The 14,754-nt window shown below is 67.4% G+C and carries 11 protein-coding genes; 6 read left to right on the forward strand and 5 right to left on the reverse strand.

Annotated elements, in window-relative coordinates; genetic code table 11:
• The first annotated feature begins 78 nt into the window (after positions 1-78).
• Genes polA through V4U86_RS10720 form a run of 4 tightly spaced genes read left to right on the forward strand, consistent with a single transcriptional unit; the run spans position 79 to position 6,230 of the window.
• Positions 79-2,739 (forward strand): DNA polymerase I, encoded by a 2,661-nt coding sequence (gene polA / locus V4U86_RS10705; RefSeq protein ID WP_395311999.1) that lies wholly within the window; start codon positions 79-81, stop codon positions 2,737-2,739.
• Positions 2,740-2,776: 37 nt separating this feature from the next.
• Entirely contained in the window at positions 2,777-4,003 is a 1,227-nt protein-coding gene (locus V4U86_RS10710; protein WP_395311204.1) for a threonine/serine ThrE exporter family protein, read from the forward strand.
• Between the two features lie 47 nt (positions 4,004-4,050).
• The gene (locus V4U86_RS10715) at positions 4,051-4,683 is read left to right on the forward strand and encodes a TetR family transcriptional regulator (protein WP_395311205.1); all 633 of its coding nucleotides are present in this window, start codon (positions 4,051-4,053) and stop codon (positions 4,681-4,683) included.
• 17 nt (positions 4,684-4,700) lie between these two features.
• A complete protein-coding gene (locus V4U86_RS10720; RefSeq protein ID WP_395311206.1) occupies positions 4,701-6,230 on the forward strand; it encodes a carotenoid oxygenase family protein in 1,530 nt (509 codons plus the stop codon).
• On the opposite strand, the gene V4U86_RS10725 is transcribed toward V4U86_RS10720, so the two are convergent.
• Positions 6,215-7,363 (reverse strand): PrsW family intramembrane metalloprotease, encoded by a 1,149-nt coding sequence (locus V4U86_RS10725; RefSeq protein ID WP_395312000.1) that lies wholly within the window; start codon positions 7,361-7,363, stop codon positions 6,215-6,217. The genes V4U86_RS10720 and V4U86_RS10725 overlap by 16 nt on opposite strands.
• A 234-nt stretch (positions 7,364-7,597) precedes the next feature.
• Between V4U86_RS10725 and rpsA the strand changes: the two genes are divergently transcribed.
• Positions 7,598-9,043: a 30S ribosomal protein S1 gene (rpsA, locus tag V4U86_RS10730; RefSeq protein ID WP_395311207.1), complete on the forward strand. Its 1,446-nt coding sequence runs from the start codon at positions 7,598-7,600 to the stop codon at positions 9,041-9,043.
• Positions 9,044-9,118: 75 nt separating this feature from the next.
• A complete protein-coding gene (gene coaE / locus V4U86_RS10735) occupies positions 9,119-10,294 on the forward strand; it encodes a dephospho-CoA kinase (protein WP_395311208.1) in 1,176 nt (391 codons plus the stop codon).
• A gap of 4 nt (positions 10,295-10,298) precedes the next feature.
• On the opposite strand, the gene V4U86_RS10740 is transcribed toward coaE, so the two are convergent.
• The 4 genes from V4U86_RS10740 to V4U86_RS10755 form a co-directional block, all read right to left on the reverse strand.
• Positions 10,299-10,862 (reverse strand): hypothetical protein, encoded by a 564-nt coding sequence (locus V4U86_RS10740; protein WP_395311209.1) that lies wholly within the window; start codon positions 10,860-10,862, stop codon positions 10,299-10,301.
• 133 nt (positions 10,863-10,995) lie between these two features.
• Positions 10,996-11,595: a hypothetical protein gene (locus tag V4U86_RS10745; protein WP_395311210.1), complete on the reverse strand. Its 600-nt coding sequence runs from the start codon at positions 11,593-11,595 to the stop codon at positions 10,996-10,998.
• Positions 11,596-11,607: 12 nt separating this feature from the next.
• On the reverse strand, positions 11,608-13,224 hold the full coding sequence (locus V4U86_RS10750; RefSeq protein ID WP_395311211.1) for a long-chain fatty acid--CoA ligase: 1,617 nt from the start codon (positions 13,222-13,224) through the stop codon (positions 11,608-11,610).
• A complete protein-coding gene (locus tag V4U86_RS10755; protein WP_395311212.1) occupies positions 13,221-14,732 on the reverse strand; it encodes a WS/DGAT/MGAT family O-acyltransferase in 1,512 nt (503 codons plus the stop codon). The genes V4U86_RS10750 and V4U86_RS10755 overlap by 4 nt, the downstream gene beginning before the upstream one ends.
• Positions 14,733-14,754: the final 22 nt, after the last annotated feature.

Here is a 14,754-nt window from a genome sequence, read left to right on the forward strand (position 1 = left end):
GTTGGGTGCGTGAGCCCCGCCAAGACTGCCGCTGGAAAAGCCGACACGACGCCCGGCGTCGACGAGAAGCCCACGTTGATGCTGCTGGACGGCAACTCACTGGCCTTCCGCGCCTTCTACGCGCTGCCGGCGGAGAACTTCAAGACCCAGGGTGGGCTCACCACCAACGCCGTCTACGGCTTCACGGCGATGTTGATCAACCTGCTGCGCGACGAGCAGCCCAGCCACATCGCCGCCGCGTTCGACGTCTCCCGGCAGACCTTCCGCAAGGAGAAGTACCCGGAGTACAAGGAGGGGCGCTCGGCCACCCCCGACGAGTTCCGCGGGCAGATCGACATCACCAAGGAGGTGCTCAACGCGCTGGGCATCACCGTCCTGGCCGAGCAGGGATTCGAGGCCGACGACATCATCGCCACGCTGGCCACCCAGGCCCAGGATGCGGGCTACCGCGTGCTGGTGGTGACCGGGGATCGGGACTCGCTGCAGCTGGTCAGTGATGACGTGACGGTGCTCTACCCGGTCAAGGGCGTCAGCGAGCTCACCCGCTTCACCCCGGAGGCCGTGCAGACCAAGTACGGCCTCACCCCGTCGCAGTACCCGGATTTCGCCGCGCTGCGCGGGGACCCGAGCGACAACCTGCCGGGCATTCCGGGCGTGGGGGAGAAGACCGCGACCAAGTGGATCGTCGAGCACGGCTCACTGCAGGGCCTGGTCGACAACGTCGACAAGGTCAAGGGCAAGGTGGGAGATGCGTTGCGCGCCAACCTGTCTTCGGTCGTGCTCAACCGGGAGCTCACCGAACTGGTGAAGAATGTGCCGCTGCCGCACACACCGGACACGCTGCGCATGCTGCCCTGGGACCGAGATCAGATCCACCGGCTGTTCGACGACCTGGAGTTCCGGGTGCTGCGCGATCGACTGTTCGACACGCTGGCCTCGGCCGACCCGGAGGTCGACCAGGGCTTCGAGGTGCGCGGCGGTGCGCTGCAGGACGGTGAACTGGCGGCCTGGCTGTCCGAACACAGCCTGGGTAACCGGTTCGGTGTCGCGGTGGTCGGCACCCACCTGGCCTTCGACGCGGATGCCACGGCCCTGGCGATCGTCGCCCACGACGGCGACGGCCGGTACATCGACACCACCACCCTGCATCCCGACGACGAGGCGGCGCTGGCGTCCTGGCTGGCCGATCCCGGACCGCCGAAGGCCCTGCACGAGGCCAAGCTGGCCATGCACGATCTGGAGGGGCGCGGCTGGAAGCTGGCCGGGGTGACCTCCGATACCGCGCTGGCCGCCTATCTGGTGCGGCCCGGGCAGCGCAGCTTCTCTCTCGACGACCTCTCGCTGCGCTACCTCAAGCGGGAGTTGCGTGCGGATAATCCTGAACAGCAACAACTTTCATTGCTCGACGACAACGAGGGCGTCGACGAGCAGGCGGTGCAGGCCCTGTTGCTGCGGGCCGGTGCGGTCATGGACCTCGCCGATGCACTGGATGAGGAACTGGCGCGCATCGACTCCTCCTCGCTGCTGGGCCGGATGGAGCTGCCGGTGCAGCGGGTGCTGGCCGAGCTGGAGAGCACCGGCATCGCCGTCGACGTCGAATTCCTGGAGGGATTGCAGAGCGAGTTCGGCGACATGATCCGGGATGCGGCCGAGGCCGCCTACGCGGTGATCGGCAAGCAGATCAACCTCGGCTCGCCGAAGCAGCTGCAGGTGGTGTTGTTCGACGAACTGGAGATGCCCAAGACCAAGAAGACCAAGACCGGCTACACCACCGACGCCGACGCGCTGCAAGGTCTTTTCGACAAGACCGGACATCCCTTCCTGCAGCATCTGCTGGCGCACCGCGACGCGACCCGGCTCAAGGTCACCGTCGACGGGCTGCTGAACTCGGTGGCCTCCGACGGCCGGATCCACACCACCTTCAACCAGACGATCGCGGCCACCGGCCGGCTGTCGTCCACCGAGCCCAACCTGCAGAACATCCCGATCCGCACCGAGGCCGGTCGCCGGATCCGGGACGGATTCGTGGTGGGCGAGGGGTACGGCGAGCTGATGACCGCGGACTACAGCCAGATCGAGATGCGCATCATGGCGCACCTGTCCCGCGACGAGGGCCTGATCGAGGCGTTCAACACCGGTGAGGATCTGCATTCATTCGTGGCCTCGCGGGCCTTCGACGTGCCCATCGACGAGGTCACCCCCGAACTGCGTCGCCGGGTCAAGGCGATGTCCTACGGGCTGGCCTACGGGCTGAGCGCATACGGGTTGTCGGCCCAGCTGAAGATCAGCACCGAAGAGGCCAAGACCCAGATGGAGCAGTACTTCGACCGCTTCGGCGGGATCCGGGACTACCTGCGTGACGTCGTCGACCAGGCCCGCAAGGACGGTTACACGTCAACGGTTCTCGGGCGTCGCCGGTACCTGCCGGAGCTGGACAGCAGCAACCGCAACGTGCGCGAGGCCGCCGAACGCGCCGCCCTCAACGCGCCCATCCAGGGCAGCGCCGCCGACATCATCAAGGTGGCGATGATCAACGTCGACGAGGCGATCAAGTCCGCAGGGCTCAAGTCGCGGATGTTGCTGCAGGTGCACGACGAATTGCTGTTCGAGGTTGCCGAGGGGGAGCGCGACACCCTGGAGGCGCTGGTCCGCGAACACATGGGCAACGCCTACCCGCTCGATGTGCCGCTGGAGGTCTCGGTCGGGTACGGACGCAGCTGGGACGCCGCCGCTCACTAGCGGCGGGACAGCCACGGGCGCACTGAATCCGGCCGCGATGACCGAGCACGCTGTTGCACAGCAGATCCGATTCATCGCTCGGCTCGGGGCGGCGATGGGTGCGGCGAATTACCCCGTCACCCTGATCCGCCAGATGCTGGCCCGCGCATCGGCCGCCTACGGGCTGCCCAACAACTACATCGCGCTGCCCAATTACGTTCAGGTGGTCGGTCCGTCCACCGACAGCGGCACGGTGGTCCAGGCGGCGAACCTCGACCACGACCTGCGCTTCGACCAGACGTTCCCGCTGGCCCGACTGATCTCGGACGCCCGGCACGGGCGGGTGTCACCGGCCGACGGCGAGGCCAGACTCGACGCCATCCTGGCCATGGGAAACCGGTACCCGAGTGTGATCGCCGTCCTCGGTTACGGGATCCAGAGTGCAGGTCTGGCGCTGGTCATGGAGCCGACCCCGCTGAACCTGGTGATCGCGACGGTGCTCGGTTTTATGGTGGGTGTCTTCTGTGTGGCCGGCCGGCGGCTGCCGATGTTGCAGCACCTCGTTCCGGCGGTGAGCGCGTTCGCGGTCTCGGCGATCTGCATCGCCGGCGCCCAGCGGATGGGTTTGGACCACGTGAGTCTGCGTGCGTTGATTCCGCCGCTGGCGGTGTTCCTGCCCGGTGCGGCGATCACGCTGGCGGTCGTGGAGCTGACCGCTCGCGATGTCATATCCGGATCCAGCCGACTGATCAGCGGTTTCATGCAGATCGCTCAGTTGGCGTTCGGCATCCTGATCGCCACTCAGCTGCTCGGCGCGGACGGCACCCAGCTGAGCTCGGATGTGGTGAACAAGATCGGGCCGTGGTCACCGTGGGTGGGGGTCGCGGTGTACGCCGTCGGCGTGATGCTGTTCCTGGCGCCACCGCTGTCCTTCCTGCCGTGGCTGGGTTTGATCGTCTACACCGCCTTCGCCGGGCAGTTTCTCGGCGACCTTGTCTTCGGCAGCTACGCCAGCGGATTCTGCGGGGGACTGGTGCTCACGGTCGTGGCCCTGACGATCTCCCGGCGCCCCTCGGCACCGCCGGCCATTGCGATGATCCTGCCGGGATTCTGGCTGCTGGTGCCGGGGTCGATGGGCCTGATCGGGGTGACCGAACTGTTCGGCGCCGACGGCGACTCCGCCTTCCCCGCCACGGTGATCTCGATGATCTCGGTGGCCCTGGGGCTGCAGGCCGGCCTGGTGTTGTGGCAGTTGATCCGGTTCCGCAGGCGGCCCGCGCCCTGAGGCTGCGGTTGCCGCCCGCCGGCTGCGGGAACTCGTAGGCTTCCCACGTGGCATCCGAGAAACGCGGTCGGGGACGACCGACAGGTTCGCGGGTGGATCCCGCCGAGCGACGGACGGCACTGCTCGACGCCGCCGAACGCGCGATCCGCACCGGCGGACCCGCAGTCGGGCTGGCCGAGATCGCCGCCGAGGCCGGTTTCGTCCGGTCCGCCGTCTACGCGATGTTTCCCCAGCGCAGTGCCCTCATCATGGCGCTGGGGCAGCGGACGGCCGGCCGGCTGCTGGCCGAGATCACCCGCCGCGCCGCGGGTTCGGTGGACCTGCGGCAGCGCATGTCGCTGTTCTTCGACGTCATCATCGGCTGGATCGCGGATGAGCCGAACCTGCACAGCGCCTTGAGCGTGGACCGGGGCGCGGGGGTTTTCGAGGACCTCGCGGCCTCGGTGGAGTTTCTGCTGGTGTCCTCGATGAGTCCGGAGGATCCCCGGGTGGCGGCGGCTGCGCCGTGGTCGCGGGCGATCGTCGGTTCGGCGGTGACCGCGGGGGAATGGTGGTGCCGCAGCGGGACCATGACGCGCGAGGAACTCGTCGGACACCTGACCGCGCTGTGCTGGGAGGGCGGTGCGGCGATGCCGTTCGGATCCGAACAGATCGCGAGCATTGACAACCGGCAACCATAAAAGACACACTGTCTTTTATGGTTGATCTGGGCAGCTCCACCGACGCACCATCGCGCTATTGGGACGACATCCCGGGTGAGTTCGACATCGAGGTCACCGACATCACCGGAACGCTTCCTCCGGACCTGGTCGGCACGCTGTACCGCAACGGGGCGGGCCGCTGGAACATCGGCGGATCTCAGATCGAGAGCGTCTACGACGCCGACGGTATGGTCAGCGCGTTCATCCTGGACGGGCGCACGGTGCGGTTCCGCAACCGGTTCGTGCGCACCAAGCACTATCTGAAGACCCTGCAGACCGGTGCGCCCGCGGCCCGCGGCTTCAGCTCGCAACGTCCGGGTGGATTGCGGGCCAACATGTTTCGCCTTCCCGCAAATACCGCGAACACCAGCGTGATGGTGAATCCCGGTCAACTACTGGCGTTGTGGGAGGGCGGGCGCCCGCACGCGCTGGACCCGGACACCCTGGACACGGTCGGTCTGACAGACCTGGGCGGCGTGCTGAAGGGCCCGGTGGGCTGCTTTTCGGCGCATTACACCTATGACCCGGTCTCCGACACCAGGGTCAACTTCGGGTTCGACCCGTACTTCCCCCGGATCGATCTGCCCCGGGTGCTGCGCGGCGCCCGCGGTGCACAACGCCGGCGGCTGCTGCGCGAGCTGGCGGCCGAAGCGGTGCCGCGTCCGCGGTTGCGCCTGTACGAGACCGATGCGCGCGGTGTCACCCGGTACCTGCGCGCGGTGCCGCTCCCCGGCCTGGCGTTGGTGCACGATATGGCGCTCACCCGCCGATACGCGGTCTTCGTGGTGTCACCGATCCGGATAAATCCGTTGTCGCTCACCGGGTATGCCTCGTTCTGGGACACGATGATCTACAAATCCGACACGCCGTCCTATTTCGTGCTCGCGCCGCGTGACGGCGGCCCGGTGCGCACCGTACCGACCGACACCTTCTTCCACTGGCACTACGTCAACGCCTACGACGACGGCGACGACGTCGTGGTCGACCTGCCGCGATTCGCGCCCAGCACCTACGCCGGGGTGAAGAGTTATACCGCGCACATCCGCTCCGACAGTGCGCAGATCACCGACGGCGCCCAGGACGGCGTCGTACTCACCCGGTTCCGCATCACCGCCGCCGGGCGGGTGAACACCGAACCGCTGGTCGATTTCGGGTGCGAGTTCCCGCAGATCGATCAGCGTCGATCATCGCTGCGGCACGACATCTCCTACGTCACGGTGCAGGACCCGGCCACCGGGCAGGGCATCGCGCGGATCGATCACGGCGGTGGTGCCGCGCAACTGTTCTGTCCGGCCGGCCACGTGCTGGTGGAGCCGGTGTTCGTGGCCCGCCCCGGCGGGAGCGCCGACGAGGGCTGGGTGCTGACCGTCGGTTACGACGAGTCCCGGCACCGCAGCCGGCTCATGGTGTTCGACGCCGCCCACGTCGCGGACGGTCCGGTGGCCGAGGCCTGGCTACCGTTCCACCAGCCGATGAGCTACCACGGCACCTTCACCACCCGGGTGGCCGGTCAGGGCACCCGGTAGCCGGCCAGCGCCTGCAGCGTCGGTCCCGCGACCTCGCGGGCGGCGTGCACCCGGTAGGACTCCTCGTGCAGCAACGCCTGCACCCGCTCGTCACCGAAGCCGCGATCGATGCGGTCCCGCACGAACGCCAGCTCGACCACCTGGGTGGCGAACGCCTTGACCCGCTTGCCCGACGCGCTGCCGCCGAGCCGGGTGGCCTCGGCGATGGCCTGCTTGCGGGTGCGGATGGAACCCAGCCAGCTGGCCTCGTTGGCGGTGACCAGGTTGGCGGCCACCATATTGGGCAGCTTGGCGGCGACCACCTGCTGCTCGCGTCGCCTGCTGATGACGGCCAACCAGATCGCCAACCCGAAGATCGGCATCATCCACGCCAGATAGACCAGGAAGTACGCCTCGACGCCGATCACGGACGAGCCGTTCCACAGCGCGTGCATGATCACCGCGCCGGCGTAACCGACCCCGATGCAGGCCAGTTTGGCCGCCGTATTGCGCTGTTTGAGCGCGAAGTACACGCCGATCGCCAGTACCGACAGGAACAGCGAGTGCGCGAACGGCGCCATCACCAGGCGCAGCGCGGCGGTCATCAGCGAGGAGCCCAGGGTCTCCCCGCTGGAGATGTAGAGAATGTCCTCGAACCAGGCGAAACCCGCGCCGACCAACCCGGCGTACACCAGACAGTCGGTCAGCGAGTTCAGCTCGTAGCGGCGCCGGCCGGTCATCATGATCAACAGGAACAGACCCTTGGCGGCCTCTTCGATCAACGGCGCGCGCAGCGCCGTCGACTCGAACCCCTCGGGCAGCCCCGGGGTCGGCAGGAACACCGCGTCGGCCCACAGCTCCAGTGCCAGGGACAGGATGATCGCGACGGACGCGCCCCACAGGAAAGCCAGGATCAGCAGGCGGGGCGGTTCCGGTTCCCAGCGGTCCAGCCACAGGTAGCAGAGCACGACCACGGTGATCGCGATGCTGGAGAGCACGAATCCGATGGCGGTGCCGACCGGGTTCGTCGCGGTCAGCAGGATCATCAGCAGACCCACGACGACGCTCAGCGCGATCAGCACAGTCAGAGGTGCGGCGGCCTTGCGGACGGTGGGTGGCCAGGTCGGCAGGTGGGGGTGCGGCAGGTGCGGCATCGCGGACACTCCAGGAGGGTAACCAGCTACTGCCTGCGGGGACCGGGTTTGTCCAGCGTGTACCCGTTCGAGTACCCTTGACCAGTACCTGTGTGCCCAGTCATGTCCCGGGCCCCGCGGGCACACCGCACAAATCCTGGAGCTGAACTGTCCAGTATCGCTGCGGGGAGCAAAACCGCAGTACAAGACCAATAAATGTCCCTACGATTGAACCTGTCCGGAGCAACCCACCACATGCCAAGTCCCTCCATCACCTCGCCGCAAGTAGCCATCAACGACATTGGCTCGGCCGAGGACTTTCTCGCCGCGATCGACAAGACCATCAAGTACTTCAACGATGGCGACATCGTCGAAGGCACCATCGTCAAGGTCGACCGTGACGAGGTTCTGCTCGATATCGGTTACAAGACCGAAGGCGTCATCCCGTCCCGTGAACTCTCCATCAAGCACGATGTCGACCCCAACGAGGTCGTTTCCGTGGGCGATGAGGTCGAGGCCCTCGTTCTCACCAAAGAGGACAAGGAAGGCCGCCTGATCCTGTCCAAGAAGCGCGCTCAGTACGAGCGTGCCTGGGGCACCATCGAAGAACTCAAGGAGAAGGACGAGGCCGTCAAGGGCACCGTCATCGAGGTCGTCAAGGGCGGCCTGATCCTCGACATCGGCCTGCGCGGCTTCCTGCCCGCATCGCTGGTCGAGATGCGCCGCGTCCGCGATCTGCAGCCGTACATCGGCAAGGAGATCGAGGCCAAGATCATCGAGCTCGACAAGAACCGCAACAACGTGGTGCTCTCGCGCCGCGCCTGGCTGGAGCAGACCCAGTCCGAGGTTCGCAGCGAGTTCCTCAACCAGCTCACCAAGGGTGCCATCCGCAAGGGTGTCGTCTCCTCGATCGTCAACTTCGGCGCCTTCGTCGATCTCGGCGGTGTCGACGGCCTGGTGCACGTCTCCGAGCTGTCCTGGAAGCACATCGACCACCCGTCCGAGGTCGTCACCGTCGGCGACGAGGTCACCGTCGAGGTGCTCGACGTCGACATGGACCGCGAGCGGGTTTCGCTGTCGCTCAAGGCGACTCAGGAAGATCCGTGGCGCCACTTCGCCCGCACCCACGCCATCGGCCAGATCGTGCCGGGCAAGGTCACCAAGCTGGTGCCGTTCGGTGCGTTCGTCCGCGTCGAAGAGGGCATCGAGGGCCTGGTGCACATCTCGGAGCTGTCCGAGCGCCACGTCGAGGTCCCGGACCAGGTGGTCCAGGTCGGCGACGACGCGATGGTCAAGGTCATCGACATCGACCTGGAGCGTCGCCGTATCTCGTTGAGCCTCAAGCAGGCCAACGAGGACTACACCGAGGAGTTCGACCCCTCGAAGTACGGCATGGCCGACAGCTACGACGAGCAGGGGAACTACATCTTCCCCGAGGGCTTCGACGCCGACACCAACGAGTGGCTCGAGGGCTTCGACAAGCAGCGCACCGAATGGGAGGCCCGGTACGCCGAGGCCGAGCGTCGGCACAAGATGCACACCGCGCAGATGGAGAAGTTCGCCGCTGCCGAGGCGGAGGAAGCGGCTCGCCCGTCGACCTCCAGCAGCTCTTCGCGCTCCGAGGGTGAGTCCGCAGGTGGGTCGCTGGCCAGCGACGCCCAGCTGGCAGCCCTGCGCGAGAAGCTCGCAGGCAACGCCTAGCAGTTCGTTTCTTCGAACGCCCCGGCCCGTTGGGCCGGGGCGTTCGTTGTTTCAGTGCCCTGACAGACTGTGGCGGTGCTTCGTATCGGACTGACCGGTGGCATCGGCGCCGGCAAATCGACAGTGTCCTCGACCTTCAGCGACCTCGGCGGCATCGTCGTCGACGGTGACGTCATCGCCCGGGAGGTCGTGGAACCGGGCACCGAGGGACTGGCCAAGCTGGTCGACGCCTTCGGCCACGACATCCTGCACGCCGATGGGCCGCAGGCCGGCGAGCTGAACCGGCCCGCCCTGGCGGCGGTCGCCTTCAGTGACGAGGAGAAGCGCCAGACACTCAACGGCATCGTGCACCCGCTGGTGGCGCGGCGCCGCTCCGAGCTGATCGATGCCGCGCACGAGGATTCCGTGATCATCGAGGACATCCCGCTGCTGGTCGAATCCCAGATGGCGCCGATGTTCCCGCTGGTGATCGTCGTCAACGCCGATGTGGAACTGCGAGTCGCGCGGCTCATCGAGTACCGCGGCTTCACCGAGCAGGACGCCCGGGCCCGGATCGCGGCGCAGGCCACCGAGGAGCAGCGCCGGGCGGTGGCCGATGTGTGGCTGGACAATTCGGGTACGGCCGGGGCCCTGGTGGAGCAGGCCCGCGGCCTGTGGCACGACCGGATTCTGCCGTTCGCGCACAACCTGCAGCAGCGCCGGCCCGCGCACGTCGAACCGGCCGTGGTGCCCGCCGATCCCGACTGGCCGGATCAGGCCCGCCGCATCGTGGCCCGGCTGCAGACGACGTGCGGGCACCGGGCGGTGCGGATCGACCACATCGGCTCCACCGCGGTACCGGGCCTGGACGCCAAAGACGTCATCGACGTGCAGGTGACGGTGGCCTCGCTGGAGGTCGCCGACGAACTGGCCGAGTCCCTGCTGGCCGCGGGATACCCACGGGTGGAACGTATTTCGGCCGATGTCGCGCACGGTGAGGATCCGGCGCAGTGGCGCAAGCGATTCCACGCCTCCGCGGACCCGGGCCGGCCCACCAATGTGCACATCCGGGTGGACGGCTGGCCGAACCAGCAGTTCGCGCTGCTGTGTGTGGACTGGCTGAAGGCCAATCCCGGTGTGCAGCAAGACTATCTGGCCGCCAAGAAGGCGGCGCTCAGCGAGCCGGACTACGTTGCGGCCAAGGAACCGTGGTTCCTCGACGCGTACCACCGCGCCTGGGAGTGGGCCCACACCACCGGCTGGAAGCCCTGACCGGTCAGGCCTGCGGCGGTGCCTCCGGCGCCGGCTCGCCCGGGTAACCGGGCAGTGCCGGGATGGACGGCGTGGACGCTCCCGGGTTGTCCAGCGGCGCGCCGCAGTGCAGCACCCCGTAGAGCGGGTCGTCCTTGGGGCGCAGCAACCGGGGAGCGATGAACTGGTCGGCCTGCACCACGATCTGCTCGTCGACCAGGATCTCGCAGTGCAGGTTCGACCCGTAGGGCCAGTCGATGGACAGCTCCAGACCGGCCAGGTTCGGGTCGGTCATCACCGTGTTCACCTCGAACGTCTGGCCGGGCAGCAGGTTGGGTTGCTCGCTGTTGATGTTGTGGTCGTCGGCCTTGTAGGCGACCACGGCCCGGCGCGACGTGCCGTCCGCGCGTACCCGGTAGGTGATGTTGTGCAGCAACGGGGGAGCCGGCTCGGTGGCCTCGGTCTGCGGCTGCTCGGGCTGGGTATCGGTTCCGGGTTCGGCGGATGCCGCCGCGGGCAGCAGCTGAGCCGCGAACAGCAGTGCGGCCGTCGTGGCAGCCGCCAGCCCTGCGCGCCTGGTGACACTCATGATCTTGACTTTACGCCCGCCAGGTCAGCGTCACGTCATGCACCGTCGACCAGCGACCGAGGTCACAGCGGTGCCGGGCCAGACCCGGGTGACCAGCCGGCTGCACTGGGTACCTGACAGGCGGCCGAAGCGATCAGAACCCGAGGAACGGGTTGTCCTCCGGGAGCGGCTTGATCAAGGCATCGAGCAACTTCGCGGACTGCTCGACGGTGAGGATGTCGGCCGGATCGAGCGGGATGAATTCCCGCGCCGTCTCGTCGTACTCCCAGACGTCCTCACCGACCAGCCGGCCGTTGTGGTAGGGCCAGATCATGTGCTCGGCGGTCTTCACCAGATAGGTGACGTCGGGGTCGACCGGCACCCCTTCGGCGGCCAGGATGGTGCCCGGCGTCTGCTGATAGATGAACGACGTCGACACGATCATGTCGTCGCTGATCGCCAGCTTCTCCTCGTCGGCGTAGAAGATGCACTGCGCGGTTTCCGACCACGCGTGGTAGAGCGCCTTGACTGCCTGGGTGCCCTCCACGGTCACGCTCTTACCGAGCATGTTGAAGTGGTAGACCGGGTTTTCGACCGTCATGTCCGGGGCGAAGATCTCCTCGTAGCGGCCGGCCATCTCCAGGTATCGGTGCCGGTTGTAGGCGTGCAGCAGGTAGCGGTGCCGTGGATTGTCGGTGATCTCGATCAAACGCTCCACGGCGCGGTTGGTCTGCGTGATGTCGTAGCGACTCATGTCCGGTTTCCTTCAGGCTGTTGTGAACAGGGTTCGTAGCTCGGATTTCTTGAACTTGCCGGTGGCCGTGCAGGGCAGCGCCGCCATGAACTCGAAGCGGTCCGGCAACTGCCACTTGGCGAACTCCCGGGCGAGGTGCTCGCGGAGTTCATCGGGAGCTGCCTGGGCGCCGTCTCGCAGCGACACGACGGCCAGCGGTCGCTCGCCCCAACGGTCGTCGGGCACCGCGATCACGGCGGCCTGAGCGACGGCGGGATGCGCCATGAGCTGGTTCTCCAGGTCGACCGAGGAGATCCATTCGCCCCCGGACTTCACCAAATCCTTTGCGCGGTCGCAGATCCGGATGCATCCGTGCGGGTCGATGCGCACCACATCGCCGGTCGTGAACCAGCCGTCGGCAGTGAAACTGTCGGCGCCGCGGCCACCGTGGTAACTGGCGGCCACCCACGGCCCGCGTACCTCGAGTTCACCCATGGCGGCGTCGTCCCAGGCGATGAGTTCACCGTCGTCGTCACGGGCGCGGATGTCGAAGAACGGGCTCGCGACGCCCTGCCGGGTGCGGAAGCCGTACTGTTCGTCGCGCTCGCCGGCGTCGAGAGCCGCCGGAAGCCGGCACACCGAACCCAGCGGGGCGGTCTCGGTCATGCCCCAGGCCTGCACGACCGTCAGCCCGTGCCGGTCAAATCCCTCGAACATCGACCGCGGTACCGCCGCTCCACCCACGATCAGCCGGTTGAGCTCGGACAGGTCCCACCTGTCCGGTCCGGCATCGAGCGCGGCGAGCATCCCCATCCACACGGTCGGCACGCCCGCCGTCATGGTGACCCGCTCACCGGCACACAGGTCGAGTACGCTTTCCGGTTCCAGCCGGGGACCCGGCAGAACGAGGCGTGCGCCGGCCATTGCCGCGGCGTAGGGCAGCCCCCAAGCGTTGGCATGAAACATCGGGACGACGGGAAGCACTGTGTCCCTTGCTGACACCGCCAGCTGGTCGGGCAGGGCGGCGACCAGAGAGTGCAGGACGAGTGCCCTGTGCGAGTAGACGACACCTTTCGGGCGGCCGGTGGTGCCCGAGGTGTAGCACATCGCTGCGGCGCTGCGCTCGTCGAGATCGGGCCAGGTGACCGGCTCGGAACCGGCGATCAGGGATTCATAGTCCAGCATTCCGGCGGGGGCCTCACCCTCGTGGGTGACCACGATGACGTGGTTGAAATCGCGTCCGGCGCGGAAGCTTTCGAACACCTCCAACAGGGACTCGTCGACGACGATCACGGTGTCTTGGGCGTCGTCGACGATGAAGGCCAGCTCGTCGGGGAACAAGCGTGGGTTCAGCGTGTGGATGACCGCACCCATGGCGGGAACGGCGAAGTACAGCTCCAGGTGTTCGCTCTGGTTCCACAACAACGTGGCCACAGGGTCACCTTGGCGCACCCCCAACGCGCTGAGTGCACCCGCGAGACGCCTTGCACGAGAGGAACATTCGCCGTAGTTGGTGCGCGAGACCGCCCCCGAAGGGCGCCGCGAGACGACGTCCTTACCGGCGTGGAACCGCTCCGCGCGCTCGACGATGCTTGTCAGTGTGAGCGGGTAGTCGTCCATGCTGTTGCTGCTGAGCATGTTCGGGTTCATGACGTTGCCTTTCGGGTGCTGGGGCTCTCACGGTGGATGGGGGTGACGGTTCTCGCTGCGGCCTGGGCGGCGTCACGCAGTTCGTTGAGGCCGGTGCGCAGGGCGTCGAGGATCTGCCACGGGTCATCGACGAGTTCTCGGTCGACGACGATGCCGAACTCGAGCGAATCCTGGTAGCTCATCACGGTGATGTTGATGCCGATCCCGTCCAGCACCCCGGAGACCGGGAGTTGTGCGCGTTGCCGGGCGCCCCCGAGATACAGAGGAGTCGACGGTCCCGGGACATTCGAGATCATGACGTTGGCAGGCTGATTGAGGCCGCGCAGGCCGGCCAACCGGGACGTGGCCCGCGCCGCTTGTGCGAACAGGGCCGGCGGAATGAAGTGGTTCGCGTCCTGCAGCAACGACGCCGGAAGCGCGCGGTGACGCTCCTTGGCGGCGCTCATCGTTTCCGTGATCCGGTGCACGCGCTGTACCGGGTCGGCGACATCGGTCGGGAGCCCGGTGATCATCACCGACACCCGATTCCCGAACGTTCCCTGCTGTTCCGGTGTGCGTACCGACATCGGGACGAAGCCCGCGAGGGGTTCGGCGGGCAACTCGCCGCGCTCGTCGAGCCAGGTCCTCAGCCCCGCCGTGCAGATCGCCAGGACGACATCGTTGACGGTGCAGCCGAGGGTGTTCTTGATCGTCTTGACCTCGGTGAGCGACAACGATCCGAATGCGACGCGGCGGTGCGGTGACACGCGCGCCTGGAATCGTGTCCGGGGCGCCGTGACGTCGCTGCCCGGCAGCGACGCTCCGGCCCTGAGCGCCCGCTTGAGCAGCCGGCCGCCGCGGGCAATGGATTTCACGCCGGGTAGATGGCGGATCGTCGGCACATCGTCGAGATGCGGCACCGCCGTGGGACCCGCGCGCAGGACCCGCAGCGGCTGGCGCATCAGGCCGATCAGACCGCGGCCGAGCATCTCCACCTCGGACGGGAAGTTCTCCGCGACGACCTCGGGGGCCGGTTGCCGCTCGGGTCGGGTGGTGTCATCGAGAAGGATGCTCATCACCTCGGCCCCGGACACACCGTCGACCGCGGCGTGGTGCATTTTCGTCAGCACCGCGACACCGCCGTCGGTGAGTCCGTGGATGACGTACACCTCCCAGAGCGGCCGCGCCCGGTCGAGCTGCCGGCCGATGATCCGGGCCACCTGCTCGGCGAGCTGCCGCTGGGTGCCCGGCGACGGCAGGGCGAGCTCACGGACGTGGTATTCGACGTCGAAGGTGCCGTCGTCGACCCAGTACGGGTAGTCGAGATCGAAGGGCACCGGCGCGAGCCGCCAGCGGAAGGTGGGCAGCAGGTGCCGGCGCTCGCCGATGATCCGGCGAACGAGCTCCGCGTCCAGTGGTTGGCCCGCGGTGGTGTGGGAGTCGTAGATGCCGAGCACGCTGACGTGGCCCTGGACACGGTCGTTCTCCATGGCCAGGAACTGTGCGTCGAGGCTGGTCAGTTGTCGCATGCGAAGATCGTCCGTCGTCGGC

The organism is Mycobacterium sp. AMU20-3851 (genome assembly GCF_043974665.1).
Taxonomy (GTDB): domain Bacteria; phylum Actinomycetota; class Actinomycetes; order Mycobacteriales; family Mycobacteriaceae; genus Mycobacterium.

Bases quoted from the DNA above. Each gene is read 5' to 3' on its own strand.
- polA (WP_395311999.1), top strand. From the start codon at position 79: ATGCTGCTGGACGGCAACTCACTGGCCTTCCGCGCCTTCTACGCGCTG.
- V4U86_RS10710 (WP_395311204.1), top strand. From the start codon at position 2,777: ATGACCGAGCACGCTGTTGCACAGCAGATCCGATTCATCGCTCGGCTC.
- V4U86_RS10720 (WP_395311206.1), top strand. From the start codon at position 4,701: ATGGTTGATCTGGGCAGCTCCACCGACGCACCATCGCGCTATTGGGAC.
- V4U86_RS10725 (WP_395312000.1), bottom strand. From the start codon at position 7,363: ATGCCGCACCTGCCGCACCCCCACCTGCCGACCTGGCCACCCACCGTC.
- rpsA (WP_395311207.1), top strand. From the start codon at position 7,598: ATGCCAAGTCCCTCCATCACCTCGCCGCAAGTAGCCATCAACGACATT.
- V4U86_RS10740 (WP_395311209.1), bottom strand. From the start codon at position 10,862: ATGAGTGTCACCAGGCGCGCAGGGCTGGCGGCTGCCACGACGGCCGCA.
- V4U86_RS10745 (WP_395311210.1), bottom strand. From the start codon at position 11,595: ATGAGTCGCTACGACATCACGCAGACCAACCGCGCCGTGGAGCGTTTG.
- V4U86_RS10750 (WP_395311211.1), bottom strand. From the start codon at position 13,224: ATGAACCCGAACATGCTCAGCAGCAACAGCATGGACGACTACCCGCTC.
- V4U86_RS10755 (WP_395311212.1), bottom strand. From the start codon at position 14,732: ATGCGACAACTGACCAGCCTCGACGCACAGTTCCTGGCCATGGAGAAC.